This window comes from Streptomyces showdoensis (genome assembly GCF_039535475.1).
Lineage (GTDB): Bacteria > Actinomycetota > Actinomycetes > Streptomycetales > Streptomycetaceae > Streptomyces > Streptomyces showdoensis.
The window spans coordinates 1,833,326-1,855,540 of the sequence record NZ_BAAAXG010000026.1 but is presented as its reverse complement, the minus strand read 5'-3'; the positions used below and the strand labels follow the sequence as shown (position 1 = coordinate 1,855,540).

The following is a 22,215-nucleotide window of genomic DNA, read 5'->3' as shown; positions in this document are numbered from 1 at the left end:
AGTGGGGTCGACTCAACTCTTCGCCCTCTACATCGCTCAAAGACCCCACTCGAAGGGTCTCAGAGGGCGCGTCATTCCCCGATAAGCACGGGTGGGCCGTGAGAGAGTCCGGACATATCCCATGATTCTCGCCGGAAGGTGTGAGTGCATGACGGCGAAACGCGCGGTCGACGTGGCGGGCGGGCTGACCCTGCTGGCCGTCCTCTCCCCGCTGATCGCCCTCGTCGCCCTCTCCGTCGCCCTCGGGACCAGCAGCACGCGCGGAGTGCTGCGCCGCCGCCCGGTCGCGGGCCGGGGCGGCCGGACCTTCACGATGCTGACCTTCCGCACGAAGAGCCCGCTGGCCACGCTGCCCCTGCTGCTGCACGTCGTACGGGGCGAGATGTCCCTGGTGGGACCGTGCCCGCTGACGCCCGGACACCGGGAGTCCACCGGGGACGGGCGGCGCCGGCTCTCCGTACGCCCGGGGATGACGGGGCTGTGGCAGATCAGCGGGCGCTCGGAGCTGCCCTGGGAGGAGCGCGAGCTGCTCGACCTCCACTACGTGGACCACCACTGGCTCGGCATGGATCTGGTGATCCTTGCGCGTACGCTTCCTGCAGTCCGACGCCGCCGCCACGCGGAACCGGCGGCAAGGGTTGCCTGAGCGACACAGATCACCGTGAGCTCCGCTACAGTGCGGCGTCGCGAGCGGGTAATCTCGGCACGGACTGAATAAGTTACCGCTTAGTAGGCCCGACTGGCCCCCCGCCCGAGGAGCCCCTCATGCAACTCGCCGCGATCATCGTGTCGCTGGCCCTGACCGTGGTCGGCGTTGCCCTGCTCGCTCGCGCCATCGGTCAGTTCGTCCGCTACTTCAAGCTCGGCCAGCCGGTCCCGGCCGGCACCCGGACCGACAACCCCTACCAGCGCAGCGTGACGCTCGTCCGGGAGTTCCTGGGCCACACGCGCATGAACCGCTGGGGCATCGTGGGCTTCGCCCACTGGTTCGTCGCCGTCGGCTTCCTGACCCTGCCGCCCACCCTGGCGCAGGCCTTCGGCCAGCTCTTCCAGGCCGACTGGACGCTGCCGGTCATCGGCGGCTTCCTGCCGTTCGAGCTGTACATCGAGTTCATCGGCGTCATGACCATCCTCGGCATCGCCGTGCTCATGGTCATCCGACTGCTGAGCCTCCCGGGCCGGGCCGGCCGCAAGTCGCGCTTCGCCGGCTCCAAGGCGGGCCAGGCGTACTTCGTCGAGTACGTCATCCTCACCATCGGCCTCGCGATCTACGTGCTGCGCGGCCTCGAGGGCGCGATCCACCACGTGGAGCACTACGAGGCCGCGTACTTCGCCTCGTACCCGCTGGTCCTCGCCTTCAAGGGCCTGAGCGTCGCGACCCTGCAGAACCTGATCTACTTCACCGCCATGGTCAAGATCAGCACCTCGTTCATCTGGATGATCGTGGTCTCGCTGAACACCAACATGGGCGTCGCCTGGCACCGCTTCCTCGGCTTCCCGAACATCTGGTTCAAGCGCAACGCGACCGGCGAGACCGCCCTCGGCGCGCTCCAGCCGATGACCTCGGGCGGCAAGCCGATCGACTTCGAGGACCCGGGCGAGGACGACGTCTACGGCGTCTCCCAGGTCGAGCAGTTCTCCTGGAAGGGCCTGCTCGACTTCTCCACCTGCACCGAGTGCGGCCGCTGCCAGTCGCAGTGCCCCGCCTGGAACACGGGCAAGCCGCTCTCCCCCAAGCTCCTCATCATGTCGCTGCGCGACCACGCCCACGCCAAGGCGCCGTACCTGCTCGCGGGCGGCGGCAAGACCATGGAGGGCGAGGAGAAGGCCTCCGAGGAGCAGCTGAAGGACGTCCCCGCCGCGGCCCTGGCCGAGGCCGAGCGCCCCCTCATCGGCACCGCCGAGGAGAACGGCGTCATCGACCCCGACGTCCTGTGGTCCTGCACCACCTGCGGCGCCTGCGTCGAGCAGTGCCCGGTCGACATCGAGCACATCGACCACATCGTCGACATGCGCCGCTACCAGGTGATGATCGAGTCCGCGTTCCCGTCCGAGGCGGGCACGATGCTCAAGAACCTGGAGAAGAAGGGCAACCCCTGGGGCCTGGCGAAGAAGCAGCGCGTCGAGTGGACCAAGGAGGTCGACTTCGAGGTCCCGATCGTGGGCAAGGACGTCGAGGACCTCTCCGAGTTCGACTACCTCTACTGGGTCGGCTGCGCCGGCGCCCTGGAGGACCGGGCCAAGAAGACCACGAAGGCCTTCGCCGAGCTGCTCAACATCGCGGGCGTCAAGTTCGCGATCATGGGCGGCGACGAGAAGTGCACCGGTGACTCCCCCCGCCGCCTGGGCAACGAGCCGCTGTTCCAGCAGCTCGCGCAGGAGAACGTCGCCATGCTGAACATGGCGTTCGGCGAGGACGACGAGGACGAGTCGACGAAGAAGCCGAAGTCGGCGAAGAAGATCGTCTCGACCTGCCCGCACTGCTTCAACACCATCGCCAACGAGTACCCGCAGCTCGGCGGCGAGTACGAGGTCATCCACCACACCCAGCTGCTCCAGCACCTCATCGACGAGGGCAAGCTGGTCCCGGTGACCCCGGTCGACGGCCTGATCACGTACCACGACCCGTGCTACCTGGGCCGTCACAACAAGGTCTACACGCCGCCGCGCGAGATCATGTCCGCCGTCCCCGGCCTGCGCCAGCAGGAGATGCACCGCCACAAGGAGCGCGGCTTCTGCTGCGGCGCCGGCGGTGCCCGGATGTGGATGGAGGAGCGCATCGGCAAGCGCATCAACACCGAGCGCGTCGACGAGGCCCTCTCGCTCAACCCGGACATCGTCTCCACCGCCTGCCCGTTCTGCCTGGTCATGCTCACGGACTCGGTGAACGGCAAGAAGAACGACGGCAAGGCGAAGGAGAGCCTCCAGGTCGTCGACGTGGCCCAGCTGCTCCTGGAGTCGGTGAAGACCCCGGTCGACCCGGAGCCGGCCGCCGAGCCGGAGCCGGAGCCCGAGCCGGCCGCGTAGCTCCCGTACGAGAAGGGCCGCCCCCGCAGCAGATGCGGGGGCGGCCCTTTCCCGTGTCCGTACGCGGGTCAGTCCCGCTGCGCGCGGCGGTGGTGGAGGGCGAAGCCGAGCCCCGCGGCACCGAGGGCGGCCATGCCGCCGCCCGCGCCGAGCAGGGCGGCCTGGTGGGAGCCCTCGGCGACGTTCTCGGCCCCGGCCCGCACGGCGCCCTTGGGCACGGTGCCGCGCGGCACGACGACGGTGTCCCCCTGCTTCGTCTGCCCCTTGTACGAGGCGACGAGCCGGCCGTCGAAGTCGTACACCCAGCTGTTGCCGCCCTGCTTCGGGGTGTCGACGACGACGAGGCGGTGGACGCCCTTGCCCTGCGGGACGAGCTTGTAGGTCCAGCCGTCGTGGCTCAGGACCGGCTTCTGCCGGTCGAGCGAACCGAACCGGAACTCGACGCGGGGCCCCTTCCTGTAGAGCCTGGCGACGTTCCCGTCGGGCAGGGTGACCCGGGCGTCCGCCTGGTGCGGCGCGGGCTTGGGCTTCGGGGTCGGCTTCGGGTCCGGGGTGGGCTTCGGGTCAGGCGTCGGCTTCGGGTCCGGGGTGGGCACCCGGTCCGTCCAGGAGCGGACGGAACCGTCGGGGTTCAGAACGACGTGCAGCCCGTTGTTCTCGCCGTACGCGGCCCGGCCGCCGGTGCTGGTGAGGGTGTCGAGCAGGGTCCCGCCGGACCGGATCTCGGCCGTGAAGGCGTCCGGGCCGGTCTGGTAGACCTTCGCGACCGACCCGTCGGCGAGCCGGTACGACTGGACGAAGACGCGCTGCCGGCCCTGGTCCTGGTCCTGGTCCTGGCCGACCGGCGCCGGCGCCGGGGCCTCGTCGGCGAAGGCGGCGGCCGCGGGGAGGGCGAGGGCGGCGATGGTGCCGGTGGCGAGGGCGGCGGTACGAAGGGTCCGACGGGCGATGCGCATGGAATGTTCCTTTTGCGTAGCTTGTGCGGCGACATTTCGAAGGTAGGACCCTCATGTGTGGGCATTCCGTCGGATATGTAACGACCCCCGCAGGGCTGTCCATCGGCTCGGTAACCCCTAGGGGATGTCACAGCTCTGCCGCACTCCGGCTCCGAGGAGCGAACGCCCGTCGGGACCGGGTACGTTCATGGACGTGGCTGGATTCAGGAACGGACGCGGCCGGGCCGGTGGCCCCCCGCAGCAACCGCAACAACCGCAGCGCCCTCAGCGCCCGCAGCAGGCTCCGTACGGGTACCAGGCGGCCCCGCCGCCGTACCCGCAGCAGCAGTACCCACCGCAGCAGCAGGCGTACGGCGAGCCCGAGTACTTCGGCGACCCGCACGCGCACCCGCAGCAGCACCAGCAGCCGTACGCGGCGGCGAACAACCCGGGCCACACCCAGATGTTCAGCGTCGACGACCCGTACGCGCAGGGCGGGCCGGCACCCGCGCCCGTGCCGACGGGCCCCCGGCTCCCCTGGAAGCAGCTCCTGAGCGGCATCGTGCTCCGCCCGGCCGACACGTTCCTGCAGATGCGGGACCACGCCGTGTGGGGTCCGGCGCTGATCGTCACGTTCCTCTACGGACTCCTCGCGATCTTCGGCTTCGAGAAGACCGGCGACGAGACGGTCGACCCGACGGTCTCGGCCGCCCTGATCACGGCCCTCGCCTTCGTGCTCGGTGGCCTGATCCTGGGATCGGTGACCCACACCCTCGCGCGCCAGCTGGGCGGCGAGGGGGCCTGGCAGCCGACGGTCGGCCTGTCGATGCTGATCATGTCGATCGCGGACACGCCCCGCCTGGTCTTCGCGGCCTTCCTGGGTGGCGAGAACGGCCTGGTGCAGGTCCTCGGCTGGGCGACCTGGCTGGCGACCGGCGCGCTGTTCACGGTGATGGTGAGCCGCTCGCACGACCTCCCGTGGCCGAAGGCGCTGGGCGCGTCGGCGATCCAGCTGGTGGCACTGCTGAGCCTGATCAAACTCGGCACGCTGTAGACGAGAGAAGGCCCCCGCCGCGATCGGTGGGGGCCTTCTCCATGCCAGGGGGGCTCAGGCGTCGAGGACCTGGCCCTCGCGCTTCACGACGGGCGGCTCGACGCTCCACGGGAAGTTGATCCACTCGTCCGTCTTCTTCCACACGTACTCGCACTTCACGAGGGAGTGCGACTTCTCGTAGATGACGGCGGAGCGGACCTCGGCGACGTGGTCGACGCAGAAGTCGTGGACGAGCTTCAGCGTCTTGCCCGTGTCGGCGACGTCGTCGGTGATGAGCACCTTCTTGTCGCTGAAGTCGATCGCGTCCGGCACGGGGGCCAGCATGACCGGCATCTCCAGGGTGGTGCCGACGCCGGTGTAGAACTCCACGTTCACGAGGTGGATGTTCTTGCAGTCGAGGGCGTAGGCCAGACCGCCGGCGACGAAGACGCCGCCGCGGGCGATGGAGAGCACGATGTCGGGCTCGTAGCCGTCGTCGGCGATGGTCTGGGCGAGCTCGCGGACGGCGGTCCCGAAGCCCTCGTACGTCAGGTTCTCGCGTACTTCACTCATGCCTGCGGCCGCCTCACACCTGGGTCCGATGGAAGTTCATGTAGGAGCGGGAGGCCGTCGGCCCCCGCTGGCCCTGGTACCGGGAGCCGTAGCGCTCGCTGCCGTACGGGAACTCGGCGGGCGAGCTCAGCCGGAACATGCACAGCTGCCCGATCTTCATCCCCGGCCAGAGCTTGATCGGCAGGGTGGCCAGGTTCGACAGCTCCAGGGTCACGTGTCCCGAGAAGCCGGGGTCGATGAACCCGGCGGTCGAGTGCGTGACGAGCCCGAGCCGTCCCAGGGAGCTCTTCCCCTCCAGGCGCGAGGCGATGTCGTCCGGCAGGGTGATGACCTCGTAGGTCGACGCGAGCACGAACTCGCCGGGGTGCAGGATGAACGCCTCGTCCCCCTCCGGCTCCACCTCGCGCGTCAGGTCCAGCTGCTCGATGGCGGGGTCGATGTGGGGGTGGCGGTGGTTCTCGAACACCCGGAAGAAGCGGTCAAGCCTCACGTCGATGCTCGAGGGCTGCACCATGGATTCGTCGTACGGGTCGATGCGCACCCGTCCGGCGTCGATCTCGGCCCGGATGTCCTTGTCTGAGAGAAGCACGCTCCCACGATACGCAGAGGGTGCGGAGCTCCCCCAATCGGGAAGACCCCGCACCCTCCGGACAGGTCAGCGCTGCCCGATCTCCACGGGCACCGCATGCCGCAGCCGCGCGCATCGCGGACACCGGACGAGCCGCCCGGGCCCGATCCGTCCCGCATCGAGATGCTGCAGCGGGAACGAAGCGGTGCTGAAAACGTGCCCCTCGGCACAACGGACGACGGTGCGCTCCATCGAACCCATCAAGTCCCTTCCCCGACAAGTGGTGGACGAGACAGCCACATTAGGGGATCAACGGGACAGCGCTCCACGCGGCACTCCGCGCGGCGGAAGGGGCGCGAGCTTCGCCTCGAGTGGCGCATGGGGTACAGTGTGCAACGATGCCGCACCGATCTTCGGGGCGACCATGCGGATGTAGTTTAATGGTAGAACATGAGCTTCCCAAGCTTATAGCGCGGGTTCGATTCCCGTCATCCGCTCGTGAACGAAGCCCCAGGTCAGCGACCTGGGGCTTCGTCGTTGTTCTCGGGGCCGCTGCTCACCGGCACTCGTCGCCCCCGCGGTGCGTCGGGTCGGGGGCGCACAGCCAGCCGTTGACGGCGAAGCGGCTGTCCTCGTGCTGCTTTCCGGGGCATACGACCGGGCGCACCTCGTGCCAGGCGGTGGGCAGGAAGAAGACGACGCTGTCGTGCTCGGGCTCCCAGTCCCGCCAGGTACGTTCCTCCCACTCCCCGGTGGTCTCGGTGTGCAGCGGCAGGGCGGCGTCGAAGACGCGCAGCTCGCCGCCCCCGAACGGCCGGGGCGTGCGGTGCAGGTAGTACACGAAGGTGAGCAGACGGCGGGGGGAGTACGCGACGCTGGTGTCCTGGTGCGGCCCGTAGAAGTCACCGTCGTTGTGCACGTTGAGACCGTAACTGGGCTCGGCGCGGCGGCAGTCGACTCCCAGAACGTGCTCGACTGCCTCTCGTACGTCGTCGATGGCCGCCAGTAGCTCGGGTGCCTGAAAGTCCGAGCACGACCGGGATCTGCGCAGGTCAGGGGCCAGCTCCCGGTCCCGGACCAGGGAAGGCTTGAGCCGGTCGCCGGTGGAGGCGATGGCACGCTCCAACAGGAGGCCGGCCGTCCTCTCGCCCAGGAACCCGGTGATGCGGCAGACCGTCACCGGGAGCCGCCAGATCGCATCCGTGGACACCGGCGACAGACCCTGCGCCGTCATCGCCCCGCCCCGGACGGAGTGCCCGCCACGGCCTCGCGCAGCACGGCGACTTCGGCCCTGAGATCCTCCACGTGGCGCTGGAGCGCCTGGATGCAGACCAAGGACACGCCGAGGCCGTCGACGACGGGGATCCTGGTGTCGTCCGGGTTGAAACCGAATGCGGCGTGCCAGTCCTGGGCCATCGGCCCGAGGTGACGGACGCCCTCGGGCTCCCAGAGGTAGCGCCAGGTGCCGACCGGCAGCGCGGCCACGGCGTCCAGGACGGCGAAGCCGTTGACCGCGCCGACCGGGGACACGACGATGCTGTCCCGTGGACCTGCCGCAGAAGGGTCCGGAGAGGCGTCGCCGGCCGCCCGGGGCCGCCTGCTGAGGATCCGGATCCGCATCGTCACCGGCTCCAGTCGACAGGGACCACGTCCTGCTTGAGCCCACGGTCACTGCAGAGCGAACACGGGGAGCCCGGCACCCCGGGCCCCTGGTCGGTACCGACGGTGATCGCCCCGTGGGCCCCGACGGGAGCGTGCACGCCGTCGCCGACGAGCGCGGCTTCGTAGCCGCCGAGCAGCTCCTGAAGGGTTCCGGGACCCAGGTTCTCCGGGGCGGTGATCGAGGCCACACCGTCGTAGTCGGTGAAGGCGGCCCCCAGCGTCCGGCCGCCGACGGTGGCGAACACGATCTTCGCTCCCCGGACGGGCTCCCCGGTGATGGCGTCGGAAGCCATCGCGTGGATGTTCTCCAGTTGCATCTGGGTGACGTTCAAGGTGGCCTGGCTGGTCGTGAGCCTGACCGGCTTGAGGCTGGGGCATTCCGCGCCGCTGCACGGCGCGGGCGACGAGGGGGTCGCGGTCGCGGCGACACCGCTTCCCGCCCCCATCGACGCCAGAGCGGCTGCCATCACCGCGACGGTCCTACGACCGACAGAACCCATGTCCACTCCCTGGGAGCCGCTCGGGCGCGCTCCGCACCGGCGTGAAGGCCGGGACGGTCCTGGCGCATGCGGCACTCGACCGATGCCGCCCCCGTGGGACGACGCGAACGACCGTAGCCACACCCGTCCGGCGTGGGTGCCCGATGAACACGAGTACGCACCATCTGATGAATCGCCGACGGCGCCGTGACGAACGCGGACGATTCATACCGGCCGACGGGGGGCCGCCCTGAGCACCGGTCCTGAACCGACGTGCCCCGTGGTTTCCCGCCGCGGGCGTCCCGCACGCACCGGCCCCGCCGTCGCTCCCTCAAGGAGGACGGACACCGGGCGTTGCCGGGTGGGGAGGCCGGCGCGGACCGTGGCCATGGCCGGTTCGTCGGTGCTGGTGTCGACGTAGACGGATTCCAGTTCGCCGATCCCGTGGTCGCCGGGGTCCACCACGTCCTGGTTGCGTCGCTCGCGGATGTCCGCTGCCCGGATCATGCCGCTCCTCCCCGCTCGGTCGCCGACGGGGGAAGCGTGGCACCGAGGAGCTCGGTGGCCTGCGTGATGTTGTCGGCGTGGACCGCGCGGGCCATGGCCGCGCGGGCGGCCTCCGGTGGTGTGTCCGGCGGGACGACCATCAGGGAGAAGTGGTCGTTGTCGCCGCGGGTGATCAGGACGGTGTCGTCGCCGACGGGGAAGGAGTCGAGGTGCACGACCCGGCCGTCGACCACCAGGCGGGTCGGGATGCCGTTCCAGGCGGAGGCGTCCAGGCCGACCCGGGTGACGGGCCCGAGGTACTCGGTCAGGGCGGTGAGCAGCGACGGGAGCTCCCGCTCGACGTCACGCGAGCGCGGCCACCACGCGCCGTCGAGGAGGCTCTGCCGGGATCCCGTCGTCTCCATCCGGAGCAGCGCGGTGCCCGGCCCGACCGACCGGTGGATCTCGTCCGGCAGGAGGCGCTGGGGCGCCGGGACGTGGTGGGGGGAAACGTTCGCGTCGGCCATGGTGGTCCGCCCGTCCACGGGTGTGCCGCTTCCGCCCGGGTCGGTGCCACGGCGGACGCCGGGCCGGCGGGCGGGGCGACGGCCCCGCACTTTCACCGTACTCCGGGAGGACGCGCGGACGCGCAGCTCTCCGTCGGGGAACCGATCGGCTCCCGGGCTTCGGACGTACCGCGGACGTATGGGGCGTACCCGCCTCACTTCGGTCGCCCGGGCAGGCCCCGATGGGAAGGACGGTGACGTCCTGGACCGCAACGAGCCGGACGCCGGAGCCCCGTCGCCGCCGGGGACGCCGAAGTCAGGATCGTCTCCGCCTCCACGGACGCCGCCCGCAGAGTGGCCGACACCCTGCGCCACCGTCTCGCCGACGGTCAGCGGTGCGGCTGACCCGCCCCGGGCAAGGGCACCCGCCTGCGTCTCGCCGTCGACACCACCCGCACCGCCGGGCCGGTCCTGGCTGACCACCGGCCGTCCCCAGCGGGGCACCGGGCCCCACGCCGAGGGACCCTGACCGGGCAGCCGGAGTCGGCGGACGCGCGTGGCGGCCCCGGCCTCCGCGAAGCATCCTGGAAGCCGCACCGCGATACCGCCGGATCGGCCCGTCGGCACCGGTCCACAGTGTCGCCCCGCCGCTCGCCTGGAGGCCCCGGATGACCGTCGGACGGTACGAGGACGGGGATCCCGACCGCTCGGAGAGCTTCGGGGAGATGCTGCTGGGCGGGCTCCTGGACCACGCCCACGCGCTGCCGCCCGACCGGGTGGGGCCGGCTCTCGCGGACGCGATCGTACAGATCGGGGGCCGCGAGGTGCGGATCCTGCTCCAGGACTACGGCCAGCGGAATCTGGTCCCCCTGGCCGGGGACGGACTGGCGGACGGCGATCCCGTGCCCATCGACGGTTCGGCGGCCGGTCGCTGCTTCCTCACCTCGCGTCCGGTCGAGGTACCGGTGGTCGAGGGGGTGCGGGTCCACGTCCCGCTGCTCGACGGCGGCGACCAGGCCGGCGTCCTGGCCGTCACCCTCGACGCGGTCGACGACGACACCCGCCGCCTCCTGCGCAGGCTGGCGGCCCTGGGCTCCGACATCATCCGGACCAAGAACGGCTACACCGACCTCTTCTTCCGCACCCGCCGCGGCGAACCGATGAGCGTCGCCGCCGAGATCCAGTGGTCGCTCCTGCCGCCGCTGGCCATGACGATGCCCCGCGTCGCCGTCGCCGGAGTCCTGGAACCCGCCTACGACGTGGCCGGCGACAGCTTCGACTACGCCCTGAACGACGACGTCCTCCACCTCGCCATGATCGACGCCATGGGCCACGGCCTCGACGCCGCGACCATGGCGACCGTCACCATCGGCGCGTACCGGCACGCCCGCCGCACCAGCGTCGAACTCTCCGAGATCTACCTCTTCATGGACCGGGCCGTCGCCGAACAGTTCGCCCCCGACCACTTCGCCACCGCCCAGATGCTGCGGCTCGACACCGGCACCGGCCGCCTCCAGTGGGTCAACGCCGGGCACCCCGCCCCCATGCTGATCCGCCACCACCGCGTCGTACGCCGCCTCGACAGCCCCACCACCCTCCCCGTCGGCTTCGGCGGAGACCAGCCGCAGGTCAGCGAGGTGGCACTCGAACCCGGGGACCGGATCCTATGCTTCACCGACGGTCTGGTCGAGGAACACGAGAGCGGGCAGGAGGAGTTCGGCGAGGACCAGCTGATCAACTGGGTGAATCAGCTGGACAGGGCGGACCGGGAGGTACACGCGGTGGCGCGGGACCTGTCCCACACCCTCAAGCGGGCACGCGGCGAGGCCACTTCGGACGACGCCACGCTCCTCCTGGTCGAGTGGCGCGGGTGACGGAGGGACGTGCCGCGAGCTGAGGTCACCGACGCCGACCGGGCGGATGCTCCCGGCCCGGGAAGTCGGCCGGACGGACACCACTCGTCCGCCCCCGGCGCGGAGTAGGCTGAAGGTACCGGGAGTAACTCGAACACCCGCTCCCACGCGGACGTCGTTTCCGGCGATCAAGACACTGGGCCGCCCTGCAGGGCGGCCCGGAGACGGGTCTGGCGATCATGACCGCCACCCTCGCACCCTCGTATTCGGCGCGCCTGTCGCTGACGCCGAAGACCACACTCGCCGGTCTCCTGGACGGCGCCTGGTGGCCTCGCTCGCGTGACCTCGCCGCTGAGCTTCCGCCCCTGGTCGACGCGCTGGAAGAGTGCTTCGGACGCATCACACGGGTGACGGTGAACCCCACCCGCTGGCCCGTCGTCCCGCACAAGGTCGCCGTCGCCGGGCACACCGTGCACGTCGGCTGGTTCACCGAACAGGATCCCGACAAGATGATCCTGCTCTCCTACACCGTCGGCCGCGTCGACCTGCTGGTGATACCGCCCGAGACCGAACCCGCCGCGGCCACTCGGCTCATGGCGGCCGCCGCCGTCCCCGGCAGCGTCCTCACCGCCGGTGTCCTGATGTCCGACGAAGCAGCGACCGGCCGCCGCATGCGCGACGCCCGCAGCAGCGAGGACGTCTGGGAGACGGACGGAGGAGCCGCCCTGCCGCCCCTCCGGCACCCGGTCGTCGGCGCGCGGATGATTCCGCTGCCGAAGAACACGCGGTGGTGACGACATGGAGACCCTGATCGCACTCGCGGCCGTCGCCGTGCTGATCACGCTCGGCGCGCGCCTCGTCCACCGGCTCAACGCCCAGCACGACGCACGCATCGCCGCCCGCCACTACAGCGACCCCTTCCCGGCCATCTTCCGACCGCCCGGTCACAGCCCCCAGACGCCGACAGAGCAAGCCGCCCGCCGCAGGGTCATGGGCACCTGGCCCTGACCGCTCCAGAGACCACTCCTCCGGCCGAAGGCCGCGGGTGGGGCACCCGACATCCGGGACAACCCACCCGCCGGCCTCTCGCTCACCCGTGAAGGGACCACGCCCCTTGTACCGCACCGACGCCATCACCCCGCCCTCGGCCGGACAGGCCGAGATCCGCATCGTCGCCGCCACCCCCGAAGCCGCCCGCGCGGTCGCCGAGGTGGTCCGCCGCTCGTTCGCCGGGACGGAACAGCGCAGCTACCCCGTCCTCGACGGCGGCACCCGGCTCCACCTCACCGTCGACACCGAAACCGCCGCAGAGCCCGCCCGCTCCTGGCTCACCGCCAGCAGATCGTCTCCTCTCACCGGCACCCACGTCGACGAAGTCTGAGCGGAATCGGACCTTCACACGACGAAAGGACCCGGTCATGGCCACACTCCACGAGCGACAGCTCTACCGCGAGCGGGTCCTGACCGCCCTCTACGAAGCCACCGAAGGCAACCGCCTCCTCGGCATCACGGGACGGAAGCTGCGCAACGACCTGCGCATCCCGGAGGAAGACCTGGCCGCCGCCTGCACCTACCTCACCGGCGAGGGCCTGATCAGCGTCGACTGGGAACCGGGCAACACACCCGCGATGGTCTCCCTCACCCACCAGGGGATCCTCCGCATGGAGGCCGAAGAACAAGAGCGCGGCTGAGCCGGACCACCCCGACGTCCCGCTCTCGCCCGGCCCGCCCGGGCGAGAAGTCGTACGATTGAACATGGATCGAGCACGCTCACGTGTGGCGATCCGGAAGGGCGGCCCCGACGGAGTGAATGCGCCGGGGCCGTTGTGACGACCGCCGCCAGGCCCGCGCACCCGGCGTCTCGGACGTGGCGCCGGCAGGTGCGTCGGCGCCCGTCGTCCCTCGCGACGCCAGTCCGTCGGTCCGGAGATCCGCCGTCGGGGCCCGCGCGCTGTCGCGGGCCCCAACCCCTTCCGTCGTCTATTGCATGGCGCAGTGGAGCGGGGGCGCCAGGCGGCAGTGGATCAGAGTTCTGCGAGGTGCGGGGCGCGGAGGCGGGGCGGGACGGCGGTGCCCTGGTTCGCACGGTTCCCCGTGTGCAAGGAGAACCGCTGCGAGCATCGGGACGCAGGTCAGGAGCAGGAACGTCATGACCGGCCTGCCGCCGTCAGGGAGCCTGCATGGGCCCGCTGCCGTCGTGCTGGTGCAACGGCGTTCAGAAGGTGCTGAACGGCCCGGGAGGGGTTCGCGAGTCTGAGACGACGTCCCTGCTGGGGCCACCAGTCGAGGACGGCCAGGAAGCCGGAGTCGCAGAAGGTGACCCGGGAGGCGTCCAGGACGAGCCCGGTGCAGCCGTCGTCGGCCGCCGAGGCCAGCAGTGCCCGCAGCGGGGCGGCGGTGAAGTGGTCGATCTCTCCGGCGAGGCGGACGACCAGGGTGGTGCCGAGGGTGGTGCAGGAGTCGACGACTATGACGCCGGGCGCGGTGTCCGCGCCCGAGTCGTGCACGACGGGAGGAGCGGGGGCGGCGAGAGCGGCGGACAGTATCGGTGCGGCGCTTGAAGTACTCACGTCCCCATCAACGCCTCCCGCCCGGGGCCGGGGAACGAGCCACGCGACCCTTTCACCCCATGTGACCAGCACTGATCCCCGACAAGGGGGAAAGATTCCATCCGAACGAGGCAGGCGGACGTCCATGACGCGACCGCTGTCCTCCGGAATCGCCGCGACAGCGCCCCGAGTGGGAGCGGCTGTGAGGGGGAGCGTCTCCCCGGGCACCCTGCGACTGGAGTCCTCGATGGACCGTGGACTTCGGCCGGAGACCTGTTGCGTGCCCCATCCGTGCCCTTCAAGGCGGTGAACAGCGGTCACCAGGAGGCGGGGGGGCGGGCGGAACCCCTCGGAACACCCTGCGAAGATGCTTGCCCGCAGGTCAGAGGCCATGTGGGCGGCCAAGGCGACGGTGATTCCCAAGCTTATAGCGCGGGTTCGATTCCCGTCATCCGCTCTTGCAAGAAGGCCCGGGTCAGCGACCTGGGCCTTTGTTGTTGTCTAGACCTCTCGGGGCCTGGCGCGCCCTCCGCGTGGGAGCCAGACGCCGCCACAGCGGGTCGGGACGCCAGGGCACGGTGGCGCCCCGACCAGCCCATTCCTCGGCGAGCCGCGCGTACAGGGGGGTGTCCGCATCGGCCAGGAGGGCACCCCGAGCCTCCCGGGGCGGGACCAGACGAAGGGCATCGACGTGGGCGTCGAGCCGGGTGAGCCGGCGCTCCAGGAACAGCGCTCGCCAGATCCCGGCGGGTGATTCGTGACGCGGTACGGGGTCAGTGATCGGAGTAGCTGAAGTCGCCCATGGTCCAGGCGCTCACGTCCGCGATCGAGACGCGGTACATCCCGCCCGTCTCCGGGATCCCCACCGTGCCCTGAAGGATCCGCGCCAGGTGGAAGTGCAGATGGGTGGGCGGTCCGTCGTTCCGGGTGGGTGCGGTGAAGACGGCGGAGAACTCTCCCAGGCGGGCGGAGTCCGCCAGGACCTCCGAGACCCGCTGCCTCCATACCGCTTCGGGCGCCAGTCGGCCGGTGATGACCGTGCCACCGACGACCACCGTCAAGGACATCTGATTGCTCTGCCCGGACTCCACCAGGGTGGCAACGTCCACGAGCAGCTCGTCAAGCTTCGCCATGAGAGCCGATACTATTCACGGCTCGTCCCGTCCCCTCAACGGGTCATGCCTTCCGGAGAGAAGGGCCGCCACCGCTTTCCCTTCAGCGGACGTCATGGCCTTCAGGCTCCTGCACCTGCGCCCCGTCCCCGCGACGGTTCCCCCGTCCCTCGCCTGACCATGGGCCACCCGAAGCCTCCAGTTCCGCCGTCGAGGCCGGGGGTACGCATGCGCGGGGCATGGGGGCTGGGGTCGTGCACGGCCACCATGCCGCCCGGACGGGCGGCCAAGTCCAGGACGCAGATGCCGCCGCCGTGCCGCAGGGCATTGGTGACGAGTTCCGAGACCACCAGGACCACGGTGTCGGCGGCCTCGGACGCGAGCGCCGGCATGAGCCCGTCGAGGAAGGACCGGGCCCTGTCACGCGCCCGGGCGATGGAACCCGCAGGGTGGTCGATCGCGATGCCGACGCTCATCGTTTCCATCGGATCCCCCTGGTCTGCGGATCACTCATGCCCGTTCCTCCCCGCCCGCCGCATCTGCCCCGAGAAGCGGCGATCAACCAGGTGCGACCGCCCTGCGCCCCACCCGCGTCATTGCCCGAAGCTGATTACCTCACTGCCAGGCTCGCGAAAATCTATATTGGCCAGAGTAGACATTGGGCAGTGGCGTAGCTATGGTTTCTTCCGTAGCCGAGAAGGACAGCAGGGCCTGGCAGAGACGAACTGCCGGCAAGCAGTACCAGCAGTACAGGTAGTTGCAGTTCGCAGGACGGTGCGGCGGCGGAGTTTCGAAGCCAGGGTTGTTGCAGGACGGCGACGGGACTGGCGGCCGGACCGGGTGGCCCGCAGTGATCAGGGGCCGCCATGAGCGGGACCGCGGTCATGGCAGACGCGGTACCCGTGCGTGCAGTACGCAGTACCCCGCAGTGAAGTCAGTGAGCAGTACCCCTGGTGAAGGCGTCGGCTGCGGGCGCGCGCACCGGGACGTTCGGCAGTGGGGTTCCAAGCCAGAGCAGACGCAGGACGGGCAACGGGGCTGGCTGCCGAAGAGTGGCGCTGACACAGGCCACTGAGCAGTTCGCATCACCAGCAGTACCAGCAGTACCAGCAGTACCAGCAGTACCAGCAGTAGAGCAGTACCAGCAGCACGTAGTACCCCAGTGGTAGGTAGTTGATCACCGAGGGAAGAACGGAGGAACGAAGCACCATCAGGATCGCCCGGACGGAAGACTCGAGTCCGGGTACCGCAGGACATCGATAGTGAGGTGGTCTCCGGTCAAGCAACCGCGATCCCCGCACGCCCGACAGCTACTGGGTCGGGCACGCGGACACGGAAGGCCGACGCAGTATCACGGTCGGCATGTGGTGTAGAAGTTCCTTCGGGGCCCCGGTGCCAGTACGGCACCAGGGCCCCTCCACGCGTTCCAGAGAGAGGTGCAGATGACAGCAGATGACTCGTACGACCGTCTCGACGACGACGACTATCCCGCCTACACGATGGGCCGGGCCGCCGAAATGCTCGGCACCACCCCCGCCTTCCTGCGGGCCCTGGGTGAGCACCGTCTGATCACCCCGCTGCGCTCCGAGGGCGGCCACCGCCGCTACTCCCGCTACCAGCTGCGCATCGCCGCCCGCGCCCGGGAACTCGTCGACCAGGGAACCCCGATCGAAGCCGCCTGCCGCATCATCGTCCTGGAAGACCAGCTCGAAGACGCCCAGCGCATCAACGCCGAATACCGCCGCGCCATCGAAACGGTCCACCCGTCGGCCGCGGCTTGAGGGGGTTGGACCGCGTGGAAGACCTCGTGGAAGCCGAACCAGCGAGGCGAGGGGTCGGGGCGCTGGAGGGCGTAGACGACCGCCCCCGCGCTGTAGAGAAGCCCGCCGGCCCGGCGTGGAGCCAGCCCCTCATCCCACATGGTCTGTCCGGTCGCGTCGCGGTTCCGGTCCTGGTGCCGGCGCCTGGCCGTCCTTTGAGCAGCTCACCTCCTGGAACGGACCCGTCACGGACGTCATGTCCGCCACCGGCGTAGCCCACTCGGCACGGCCCTGTGCGGACCCTTTCGGCGAGCCCCTTCTCGGCTACCACGCGCTGCGGACATGAACAGCCACAACTGATACGCGTGGGCGCATACTGGCAGCAATGACAAAGCCCAGTGCACCGAAGCGCTTCTTGCCCACCAGCCCCTTCAAAGCCCCGGTTACGCCGCCCCCCAAGCAGTTCGCCGTAGGCGACCAGGTCACACACGACGTGCACGGCCTCGGCCGGGTCACCGGCATCGAGGTCGGGATAGCGGCGGTCGTGGATTTCGGCTCAGTGCAAGAGCGGATCCCGAGTCCGTACGCCAAGATGAGCAAGTTGTAGGGCCACCCTGCCCGGTCACAGCGCACCAGATCCATTCACGGACCCCCATGAAGAGGACCCCTGTCATCGACCTGACCTCGCCGTTCTCCGCTCCGGTAGAGACGTCCCCCTGCGCCGCCACAGCATCGCCGCACCCCACCACACATCTCTTCCAGGCGCCCGACTTCGGGGAGATCGAAGCGTTCCTGTTTGACGAGGACGCGCACGTGTCCGCCTCTGGCACGAGTGCGGCTCGACGCGAGGCAGGCTAGCCCCCACCCGTGACGACGGCTTCGGCGTCGGGCGACGAGGCGTATCCGTTTCCGTCTCCACCTGCGGCGTGCGCCGACCGGCTCCGCGCGGGCCCGGACTCTGATGCGTCACCAGACGAGGCGGCGGTTCGCGGGTTCGATTCCCGTCATCCGCTCTTCAATGAAGGCCCAGGTCAGAGACCTGGGCCTTCGTCATTGTCCAGACCTTTTGGGGGCTGTCGTGCCCCGCGGCGGTTCGAAGGGTCGGCGACCCGGGGCTTCGTGGTCGTCCGGGGACGCACTGCCCGACGGGGCTGCGGCGTGGGGGAGTTCGGCGAGGAGGATGTCGGCGGCCCGGGTGACGTTGTCGGCGTGGACCGCGCGGGCCATTGCCGTGCGGGCGGCCTCGGGCGTGGTGGCGGGCGGGACGACCATGAGGGAGAAGTGGTCGTTGTCGCCGCGGGTGATCAGGACGGTGTCGTCGCCGACGGAGAAGGAGTCGAGGTGCACGACCCGGTCGTCGACGGTCAGGCGAGTGGGGAGGCCGTTCCAGGCGGAGGCGTCGAGGCCGACTCGGGTGATGGGCCCGAGGTGTTCGGTCAGGGCGGTGATCAACGGGGGGATCTCCCGCTCGGCGTCGCGCGAGCGCGGCCACCACGCGCCGTCGAGGAGGCTCTGCCGGGATCCCGTCGTCTCCAGCCGGAGCAGCGCGGTGCCCGGTCCGACGGCCCGGTGGACCTCGTCCGGCAGGAGGCGTGACTGCTTGGAGGGAATGCCTGTGTCGGTCATGACCGGTCCGCCCGTCCACGGGTGGTGCCGCTGCCGCCCGGACCGGTCCCCGGCGGACGCCGGGCCGGCGGGCGGGGCAACGGCCCCGTTCTTTCACCGTACTCCGGGAGGCCGCGCGGAAGCGCCGCTCCCGGCCGGGGAACCGGTCGGCGCCGGCGGCTTCGGACGCACCGTGGGCGTACCGAGGCAGTGCCCGCTCCGGGCGTGCGCGGGCGGGTCGCAGCGCAGCCGCACCACCCCGGCGGTGGCACCCGCCTCCCGCGGTCGCTCCTGCCGCCGCCGGCCATGAACGGACACCCCGCCCCCCATGGCCCGGCCGACCGGAGCGTACGGCCGTGACACGCGATCTGTCCCACACGCTCGGACCGGGCCCGCGGCGAGGCCGCCGCCCCCGTCCGGCTCCGGCGCAGAGTACGTTGGAGGTACCGGGATCACCTCGTACACCCGCTCTCACGCGGACGTCGTTCCCGGCGCTCACTAGGCCGGGGCGCCCCGCGCGCCCCGGGGACGGGTCCCGGTCTCATGACCAGCACCACCGCTCCCACCCGCCGGGCCCGCCTGGCCCTGACCCCGAACACCTCCATGGCCGGCCTGCTGGACGGCGCCTGGTGGCCGTACTCACGCGACCTCGCCACCGAGCTGCTCCCCCTGGTGGAGGCGCTGCGGGACCGCTTCGGACGCGTCACGCGCATCACTGCGAACCCGGCTCCCTGGCCTGTCGCCCTGCGCAAGGTCCCCGTCGGCGGCTACGCCGTGCACGTCGGCTGGTTCACCGGCCAGGACCCCGACACGATGATCCTGCTGTCGTACGGCCACGACCGCTGCGACCTGCTCGTGATCCCCCCGGAAACCGGGCCCGCCTCCGCCACGCGCCTGATGGCCGCCGCGTCCGCCCCGGGCAACGTCCACACCACCGGCACCCTGATGTCCGAGGAGAACGCGACCGGTCGGCTCCTTCGGGAGGCAGGGGCCGGTGAGGACGCCTGGGAGACGGACGGCGGCGCCTTCCCGCAGCCCCGTCCCCGCCCCCACCCCGTCGTCGGGGTACGCATGATCTACCCGCCCCAGGGCATGCCGAGATGAGGCCCACGCGGTCGACGAGGGCGCCGGCCCTCCGGAAAACTCCGCTCAGGGTGAATCAATATCTGCGCCCGCGGACCGAGAGTTCAACGACTCCCGCAGGGAGAGTATTTACTCCGACACCCAGAGCGGGAAATTACTTCCGCACCGAATCCCCGTGGCGTGCTACTGTCGATCTCAGTTGCAGTTTTGGTACCCGAAAATCCAGGCATCCCTGTTCGATCTTCATGCGATCTGCGTGACACAGGAGATGCTTTGCACTTCCGGTCATCTTCCGGTCAGGGCATCATCGCGGCGACACCGAGCCCGCACAGTGCGGACTCCGGCGTAATGCCCAAGGGAGAAATAGCATGGCTAATGGCACCGTGAAGTGGTTCAACGCGGAAAAGGGATTCGGCTTCATCGAGCAGGACGGTGGCGGCCCCGACGTGTTCGCCCACTACTCGAACATCGCCGCCCAGGGCTTCCGCGAGCTGCTTGAAGGCCAGAAGGTCACCTTCGACATCGCGCAGGGCCAGAAGGGCCCGACGGCCGAGAACATCGTTCCCGCCTGAAACTGACGCGCAATTCGTAGCTGGGGCCCGCATCCCTCGGGGTGCGGGCCCCAGCTGCACGCATTTTCCGGCAGCGTTCCACCGGCAGGGCGTCCGCCGAAGACCGCTGCCCACGGGCCCGGGGACGACGCCGCTTCGCACGCGTGTCCCGCGGTCGCCCCGGAACCTCGACACCCGTTCGACGGAACTCCTTTTCGCATTTCAGCGCCTGTGCGCCGGCACGAATCACAGGCTCACGGAATTTTTTCCCCATTCCCATCGGCCCGTTCTTGCGGTTCCCCGCACTGCTCCGATCCTGGGGGAATTCCTTGGTGACGTGCCGCATCAAGGAAGGTTCTGGATGAACCCCACCCGTACGAACAGCCGCTCCTCGCGCGGCCGCCGACGCACCGGCGGCTCCGGGTTCGGTCCCACCGCCGCTCCCGTCCGGGCCGGCCGCTTCGGCTCGTCCGCCCTCGGCCGGGCCGGAAGTCCGAGCCGTTCGGGCGGCCACAGCCGACGACCCGCCGCGGTGCAGGGCGAGTTCGCCCTCCCGAAGACGATCACTCCCGCGCTGCCTTCCGTCGAGACCTTCGGCGAACTCGGGATGCCCAGGGAGCTCCTGGCCGAGCTCACCGCGCAGGGCGTGTCCGTGCCGTTCCCGATCCAGGGCGCGACCCTGCCGAACTCCCTCGTGGGTCGTGACGTACTGGGCCGCGGCCGGACCGGCTCCGGCAAGACGCTCGCCTTCGGCCTGGCGCTCCTGGCCCGCACCGCCGGGCAACGCGCCGAGCCCCGTCGGCCGCTCGCCCTGGTCCTCGTGCCCACACGCGAACTGGCCCAGCAGGTGACCGACGCCCTCACGCCCTACGCGCGCGCCGTCAGGCTGCGCCTGGCGACCGTGGTCGGCGGCATGCCCATCGGACGCCAGGCCCGTGCCCTGCGCGAGGGCGCCGAAGTGGTCATCGCCACGCCCGGCCGCCTGGGGGACCTCGTCGACCGGGGCGACTGCGCGCTGAGCCAGGTCGCGGTCTCGGTCCTGGACGAGGCCGACCAGATGGCCGACATGGGATTCATGCCCCAGGTCACCGCCCTCCTGGACCAGGTGCGCGCCGAAGGCCAGCGGATGCTGTTCTCCGCCACCCTGGACCGCAACATCGACCTCCTGGTCCGCCGGTACCTCACCGATCCCGTCGTCCACTCCGTCGACGCCTCCCAGGGCGCGGTCACCACGATGGAACACCACCTCCTGCTCGTGCACGCCGCGGACAAGCACCGGGTGACAACGGAGATCGCGGCGCGCGAGGGACGGGTGATCATGTTCCTGGACACCAAGCACGCCGTGGACCGGCTCACCCAGGACCTCCGCGACAGCGGGGTGCGCGCCGCGGCGCTCCACGGCGGCAAGTCCCAGCCCCAGCGCACCCGCACCCTCGCCCAGTTCAAGACCGGACACGTCACCGTCCTGGTCGCCACCAACGTCGCCGCCCGCGGCATCCACGTCGACAACCTCGACCTCGTCGTCAACGTGGACCCGCCCACCGACCACAAGGACTACCTCCACCGCGGCGGCCGCACCGCCCGTGCGGGCGAGTCCGGCAGCGTCGTCACCCTGGTCACCTCCAGCCAGCGCCGCGGCCTGACCCGCCTCATGGACGACGCCGGCGTCTCCCCCCGGATCACCCAGGTCCACTCCGGCGAGGAAGCCCTCCACCGGATCACCGGCGCCCGGACCCCTTCCGGCGTCCCGGTCACGATCACCGCCCCGGCGCCCGCACCCTCGCCCGAGCGGCGCAAGCGCGGCCCGGTGTCCCGCGGCCGGAGCGGCGCCGCCGCAGCCCGCCGCGCGAGCGCGCAGCGGTCCGGCACGTGAGTCGACGGCGGTCCACGACCGTCCCGGCGGTCCGCGCACCACGTGATCAGGTAACCGACCCCTCTCCGCAGGAGGCATTGTGACGCTCGTTCAGACGCGGTCCCACCCGGTGGACGCCACCCCCGCGGACAGGGAGGCGGACAGGAGGGCGGACTGCGCCACGGACACGGCCGCACCGCGGGTCGGTGACGACATGACCGTGGAAGTGGCCCTGTCCGTCGTGATCAGTGCCCGCACGGAGCATCTGCTCATCTGTGACGACGACGGCCTGTGCACCCGGCTCGTCACCCGGGCCCAGCTCGCCACCGTCCGTGACAGCAGCGCGTACACGGATCGCATCCGGCTGCGCGACATCCCCGGCGACCGCGGGCCGTCCCCGGCGCCCCACACCCCGACGGCCTCCGCCGGACAGCCGACGGGAAACGGCCGGAGCGGCACCCCGCCCGCGTCGGCCGGCCAGGGCCGCGCTCCGGTCGTCCTCGCCCCCGTCTGAACCGACCTCCCTCAGCCGGTCCCCTCTCCCGCTCCTCCTCCCTCTTCTCCCCCTTCTCCCTGTGAGG

General features: G+C 70.6%; 26 protein-coding genes, 1 tRNA gene and 2 pseudogenes. 15 read left to right on the top strand and 14 right to left on the bottom strand.

Translation table 11 applies throughout. From position 1 onward, the window contains the following. Positions 1-148 precede the first annotated feature (148 nt). Positions 149-646, top strand: coding sequence for a sugar transferase (locus ABD981_RS21450; protein ID WP_046910322.1), 498 nt, complete (start codon positions 149-151; stop codon positions 644-646). Positions 647-765: 119 nt separating this feature from the next. Then, on the top strand, positions 766-3,027 hold the full coding sequence (locus tag ABD981_RS21445) for a heterodisulfide reductase-related iron-sulfur binding cluster (RefSeq protein ID WP_046910321.1): 2,262 nt from the start codon (positions 766-768) through the stop codon (positions 3,025-3,027). Between the two features lie 68 nt (positions 3,028-3,095). Here the strand turns inward: ABD981_RS21445 and ABD981_RS21440 are convergent, their stop codons facing one another. Further along, positions 3,096-3,983, bottom strand: a complete 888-nt coding sequence (locus ABD981_RS21440; protein WP_046910320.1) for a hypothetical protein — start codon at positions 3,981-3,983, stop codon at positions 3,096-3,098. Positions 3,984-4,107: 124 nt separating this feature from the next. On the opposite strand from ABD981_RS21440, the gene ABD981_RS21435 reads away from it, so the two are divergent. Next, entirely contained in the window at positions 4,108-5,016 is a 909-nt protein-coding gene (locus ABD981_RS21435; protein WP_123954925.1) for a Yip1 family protein, read from the top strand. A 54-nt stretch (positions 5,017-5,070) separates the two neighbouring features. Here ABD981_RS21435 and ABD981_RS21430 read toward each other — a convergent pair whose 3' ends face one another. Together ABD981_RS21430 and dcd are read right to left on the bottom strand one after the other, a co-directional pair. After that, positions 5,071-5,568 (bottom strand): phosphoribosyltransferase, encoded by a 498-nt coding sequence (locus tag ABD981_RS21430; protein WP_024755952.1) that lies wholly within the window; start codon positions 5,566-5,568, stop codon positions 5,071-5,073. Positions 5,569-5,581: 13 nt separating this feature from the next. After that, positions 5,582-6,157, bottom strand: a complete 576-nt coding sequence (dcd, locus tag ABD981_RS21425) for a dCTP deaminase (protein ID WP_046910319.1) — start codon at positions 6,155-6,157, stop codon at positions 5,582-5,584. A 405-nt stretch (positions 6,158-6,562) separates the two neighbouring features. Between dcd and ABD981_RS21420 the strand changes: the two genes are divergently transcribed. Further along, positions 6,563-6,633: transfer RNA gene (locus ABD981_RS21420), tRNA-Gly, on the top strand. Positions 6,634-6,692: 59 nt separating this feature from the next. Here the strand turns inward: ABD981_RS21420 and ABD981_RS21415 are convergent. The 5 genes and pseudogenes from ABD981_RS21415 to ABD981_RS21395 form a co-directional block, all read right to left on the bottom strand. Continuing rightward, positions 6,693-7,346: a 2OG-Fe(II) oxygenase gene (locus tag ABD981_RS21415; protein ID WP_046910357.1), complete on the bottom strand. Its 654-nt coding sequence runs from the start codon at positions 7,344-7,346 to the stop codon at positions 6,693-6,695. Between the two features lie 20 nt (positions 7,347-7,366). Further along, a complete protein-coding gene (locus ABD981_RS21410; RefSeq protein WP_240495383.1) occupies positions 7,367-7,666 on the bottom strand; it encodes a tail fiber domain-containing protein in 300 nt (99 codons plus the stop codon). A 92-nt stretch (positions 7,667-7,758) separates the two neighbouring features. Then, positions 7,759-8,265, bottom strand: a complete 507-nt coding sequence (locus tag ABD981_RS21405; protein WP_240495382.1) for a hypothetical protein — start codon at positions 8,263-8,265, stop codon at positions 7,759-7,761. 324 nt (positions 8,266-8,589) lie between these two features. Then, a pseudogene (locus tag ABD981_RS21400) lies at positions 8,590-8,784 on the bottom strand (PRC-barrel domain containing protein); the annotation flags it as partial. Next, a complete protein-coding gene (locus ABD981_RS21395; protein WP_046910354.1) occupies positions 8,781-9,290 on the bottom strand; it encodes a DUF5994 family protein in 510 nt (169 codons plus the stop codon). The gene ABD981_RS21395 and the pseudogene ABD981_RS21400, both read right to left, overlap by 4 nt. Before the next feature lie 647 nt (positions 9,291-9,937). Here ABD981_RS21395 and ABD981_RS21390 point away from each other — a divergent pair. From ABD981_RS21390 to ABD981_RS21370, 5 genes are all read left to right on the top strand, one after another. Then, positions 9,938-11,143, top strand: a complete 1,206-nt coding sequence (locus ABD981_RS21390; protein ID WP_046910317.1) for a PP2C family protein-serine/threonine phosphatase — start codon at positions 9,938-9,940, stop codon at positions 11,141-11,143. Between the two features lie 218 nt (positions 11,144-11,361). Then, on the top strand, positions 11,362-11,916 hold the full coding sequence (locus ABD981_RS21385) for a DUF5994 family protein (protein ID WP_046910316.1): 555 nt from the start codon (positions 11,362-11,364) through the stop codon (positions 11,914-11,916). A 4-nt stretch (positions 11,917-11,920) separates the two neighbouring features. Then, entirely contained in the window at positions 11,921-12,130 is a 210-nt protein-coding gene (locus tag ABD981_RS21380) for a hypothetical protein (RefSeq protein ID WP_046910315.1), read from the top strand. A 106-nt stretch (positions 12,131-12,236) separates the two neighbouring features. Continuing rightward, positions 12,237-12,503 carry a hypothetical protein gene (locus ABD981_RS21375; RefSeq protein WP_046910314.1) on the top strand — a complete coding sequence of 89 codons (267 nt, stop codon included), beginning with the start codon at positions 12,237-12,239 and terminating at the stop codon, positions 12,501-12,503. 37 nt (positions 12,504-12,540) lie between these two features. Beyond that, the gene (locus ABD981_RS21370) at positions 12,541-12,813 is read left to right on the top strand and encodes a hypothetical protein (RefSeq protein ID WP_046910313.1); all 273 of its coding nucleotides are present in this window, start codon (positions 12,541-12,543) and stop codon (positions 12,811-12,813) included. A gap of 456 nt (positions 12,814-13,269) precedes the next feature. On the opposite strand, the gene ABD981_RS21365 is transcribed toward ABD981_RS21370, so the two are convergent. From ABD981_RS21365 to ABD981_RS21350, 4 genes are all read right to left on the bottom strand, one after another. Beyond that, a complete protein-coding gene (locus ABD981_RS21365; RefSeq protein ID WP_165590991.1) occupies positions 13,270-13,692 on the bottom strand; it encodes an STAS domain-containing protein in 423 nt (140 codons plus the stop codon). A gap of 752 nt (positions 13,693-14,444) precedes the next feature. After that, on the bottom strand, positions 14,445-14,804 hold the full coding sequence (locus ABD981_RS21360; protein WP_046910312.1) for a hypothetical protein: 360 nt from the start codon (positions 14,802-14,804) through the stop codon (positions 14,445-14,447). 101 nt (positions 14,805-14,905) lie between these two features. Further along, positions 14,906-15,268 (bottom strand): ATP-binding protein, encoded by a 363-nt coding sequence (locus tag ABD981_RS21355; protein WP_046910311.1) that lies wholly within the window; start codon positions 15,266-15,268, stop codon positions 14,906-14,908. Positions 15,269-15,868: 600 nt separating this feature from the next. Next, positions 15,869-15,994, bottom strand: coding sequence for a hypothetical protein (locus tag ABD981_RS21350; protein WP_276205602.1), 126 nt, complete (start codon positions 15,992-15,994; stop codon positions 15,869-15,871). A 231-nt stretch (positions 15,995-16,225) separates the two neighbouring features. Between ABD981_RS21350 and ABD981_RS21345 the strand changes: the two genes are divergently transcribed. Further along, a complete protein-coding gene (locus tag ABD981_RS21345) occupies positions 16,226-16,564 on the top strand; it encodes a MerR family transcriptional regulator (protein ID WP_046910310.1) in 339 nt (112 codons plus the stop codon). Between the two features lie 8 nt (positions 16,565-16,572). Here ABD981_RS21345 and ABD981_RS21340 read toward each other — a convergent pair. Next, positions 16,573-16,704: pseudogene (locus tag ABD981_RS21340) on the bottom strand (hemolysin III family protein); the annotation flags it as partial. A gap of 224 nt (positions 16,705-16,928) precedes the next feature. Here ABD981_RS21340 and ABD981_RS21335 point away from each other — a divergent pair. After that, the gene (locus tag ABD981_RS21335) at positions 16,929-17,150 is read left to right on the top strand and encodes an ATP-binding protein (protein WP_046910309.1); all 222 of its coding nucleotides are present in this window, start codon (positions 16,929-16,931) and stop codon (positions 17,148-17,150) included. A gap of 443 nt (positions 17,151-17,593) precedes the next feature. On the opposite strand, the gene ABD981_RS21330 is transcribed toward ABD981_RS21335, so the two are convergent. Next, on the bottom strand, positions 17,594-18,169 hold the full coding sequence (locus ABD981_RS21330) for a DUF5994 family protein (protein WP_046910307.1): 576 nt from the start codon (positions 18,167-18,169) through the stop codon (positions 17,594-17,596). 522 nt (positions 18,170-18,691) lie between these two features. Here ABD981_RS21330 and ABD981_RS21325 point away from each other — a divergent pair. From ABD981_RS21325 to ABD981_RS21310, 4 genes are all read left to right on the top strand, one after another. Continuing rightward, positions 18,692-19,252, top strand: coding sequence for a DUF5994 family protein (locus ABD981_RS21325; protein WP_046910306.1), 561 nt, complete (start codon positions 18,692-18,694; stop codon positions 19,250-19,252). Positions 19,253-19,599: 347 nt separating this feature from the next. Beyond that, entirely contained in the window at positions 19,600-19,803 is a 204-nt protein-coding gene (locus tag ABD981_RS21320; RefSeq protein WP_046910305.1) for a cold-shock protein, read from the top strand. A 340-nt stretch (positions 19,804-20,143) separates the two neighbouring features. After that, the gene (locus ABD981_RS21315; RefSeq protein WP_046910304.1) at positions 20,144-21,655 is read left to right on the top strand and encodes a DEAD/DEAH box helicase; all 1,512 of its coding nucleotides are present in this window, start codon (positions 20,144-20,146) and stop codon (positions 21,653-21,655) included. A 193-nt stretch (positions 21,656-21,848) separates the two neighbouring features. Then, positions 21,849-22,148 (top strand): hypothetical protein, encoded by a 300-nt coding sequence (locus ABD981_RS21310; protein WP_382748451.1) that lies wholly within the window; start codon positions 21,849-21,851, stop codon positions 22,146-22,148. Positions 22,149-22,215: the final 67 nt, after the last annotated feature.

What these genes read in the sequence shown, in the direction of transcription:
- ABD981_RS21450 (WP_046910322.1), top strand. Translation starts at nt 149, where the DNA reads ATGACGGCGAAACGCGCGGTCGACGTGGCGGGCGGGCTGACCCTGCTG.
- ABD981_RS21445 (WP_046910321.1), top strand. Translation starts at nt 766, where the DNA reads ATGCAACTCGCCGCGATCATCGTGTCGCTGGCCCTGACCGTGGTCGGC.
- ABD981_RS21440 (WP_046910320.1), bottom strand. Translation starts at nt 3,983, where the DNA reads ATGCGCATCGCCCGTCGGACCCTTCGTACCGCCGCCCTCGCCACCGGC.
- ABD981_RS21435 (WP_123954925.1), top strand. Translation starts at nt 4,108, where the DNA reads ATGTCACAGCTCTGCCGCACTCCGGCTCCGAGGAGCGAACGCCCGTCG.
- ABD981_RS21430 (WP_024755952.1), bottom strand. Translation starts at nt 5,568, where the DNA reads ATGAGTGAAGTACGCGAGAACCTGACGTACGAGGGCTTCGGGACCGCC.
- ABD981_RS21405 (WP_240495382.1), bottom strand. Translation starts at nt 8,265, where the DNA reads ATGGCAGCCGCTCTGGCGTCGATGGGGGCGGGAAGCGGTGTCGCCGCG.
- ABD981_RS21395 (WP_046910354.1), bottom strand. Translation starts at nt 9,290, where the DNA reads ATGGCCGACGCGAACGTTTCCCCCCACCACGTCCCGGCGCCCCAGCGC.
- ABD981_RS21390 (WP_046910317.1), top strand. Translation starts at nt 9,938, where the DNA reads ATGACCGTCGGACGGTACGAGGACGGGGATCCCGACCGCTCGGAGAGC.
- ABD981_RS21385 (WP_046910316.1), top strand. Translation starts at nt 11,362, where the DNA reads ATGACCGCCACCCTCGCACCCTCGTATTCGGCGCGCCTGTCGCTGACG.
- ABD981_RS21380 (WP_046910315.1), top strand. Translation starts at nt 11,921, where the DNA reads ATGGAGACCCTGATCGCACTCGCGGCCGTCGCCGTGCTGATCACGCTC.
- ABD981_RS21370 (WP_046910313.1), top strand. Translation starts at nt 12,541, where the DNA reads ATGGCCACACTCCACGAGCGACAGCTCTACCGCGAGCGGGTCCTGACC.
- ABD981_RS21360 (WP_046910312.1), bottom strand. Translation starts at nt 14,804, where the DNA reads ATGGCGAAGCTTGACGAGCTGCTCGTGGACGTTGCCACCCTGGTGGAG.
- ABD981_RS21355 (WP_046910311.1), bottom strand. Translation starts at nt 15,268, where the DNA reads ATGGAAACGATGAGCGTCGGCATCGCGATCGACCACCCTGCGGGTTCC.
- ABD981_RS21350 (WP_276205602.1), bottom strand. Translation starts at nt 15,994, where the DNA reads ATGGTGCTTCGTTCCTCCGTTCTTCCCTCGGTGATCAACTACCTACCA.
- ABD981_RS21345 (WP_046910310.1), top strand. Translation starts at nt 16,226, where the DNA reads ATGACAGCAGATGACTCGTACGACCGTCTCGACGACGACGACTATCCC.
- ABD981_RS21335 (WP_046910309.1), top strand. Translation starts at nt 16,929, where the DNA reads ATGACAAAGCCCAGTGCACCGAAGCGCTTCTTGCCCACCAGCCCCTTC.
- ABD981_RS21330 (WP_046910307.1), bottom strand. Translation starts at nt 18,169, where the DNA reads ATGACCGACACAGGCATTCCCTCCAAGCAGTCACGCCTCCTGCCGGAC.
- ABD981_RS21325 (WP_046910306.1), top strand. Translation starts at nt 18,692, where the DNA reads ATGACCAGCACCACCGCTCCCACCCGCCGGGCCCGCCTGGCCCTGACC.
- ABD981_RS21320 (WP_046910305.1), top strand. Translation starts at nt 19,600, where the DNA reads ATGGCTAATGGCACCGTGAAGTGGTTCAACGCGGAAAAGGGATTCGGC.
- ABD981_RS21315 (WP_046910304.1), top strand. Translation starts at nt 20,144, where the DNA reads ATGAACCCCACCCGTACGAACAGCCGCTCCTCGCGCGGCCGCCGACGC.
- ABD981_RS21310 (WP_382748451.1), top strand. Translation starts at nt 21,849, where the DNA reads ATGACCGTGGAAGTGGCCCTGTCCGTCGTGATCAGTGCCCGCACGGAG.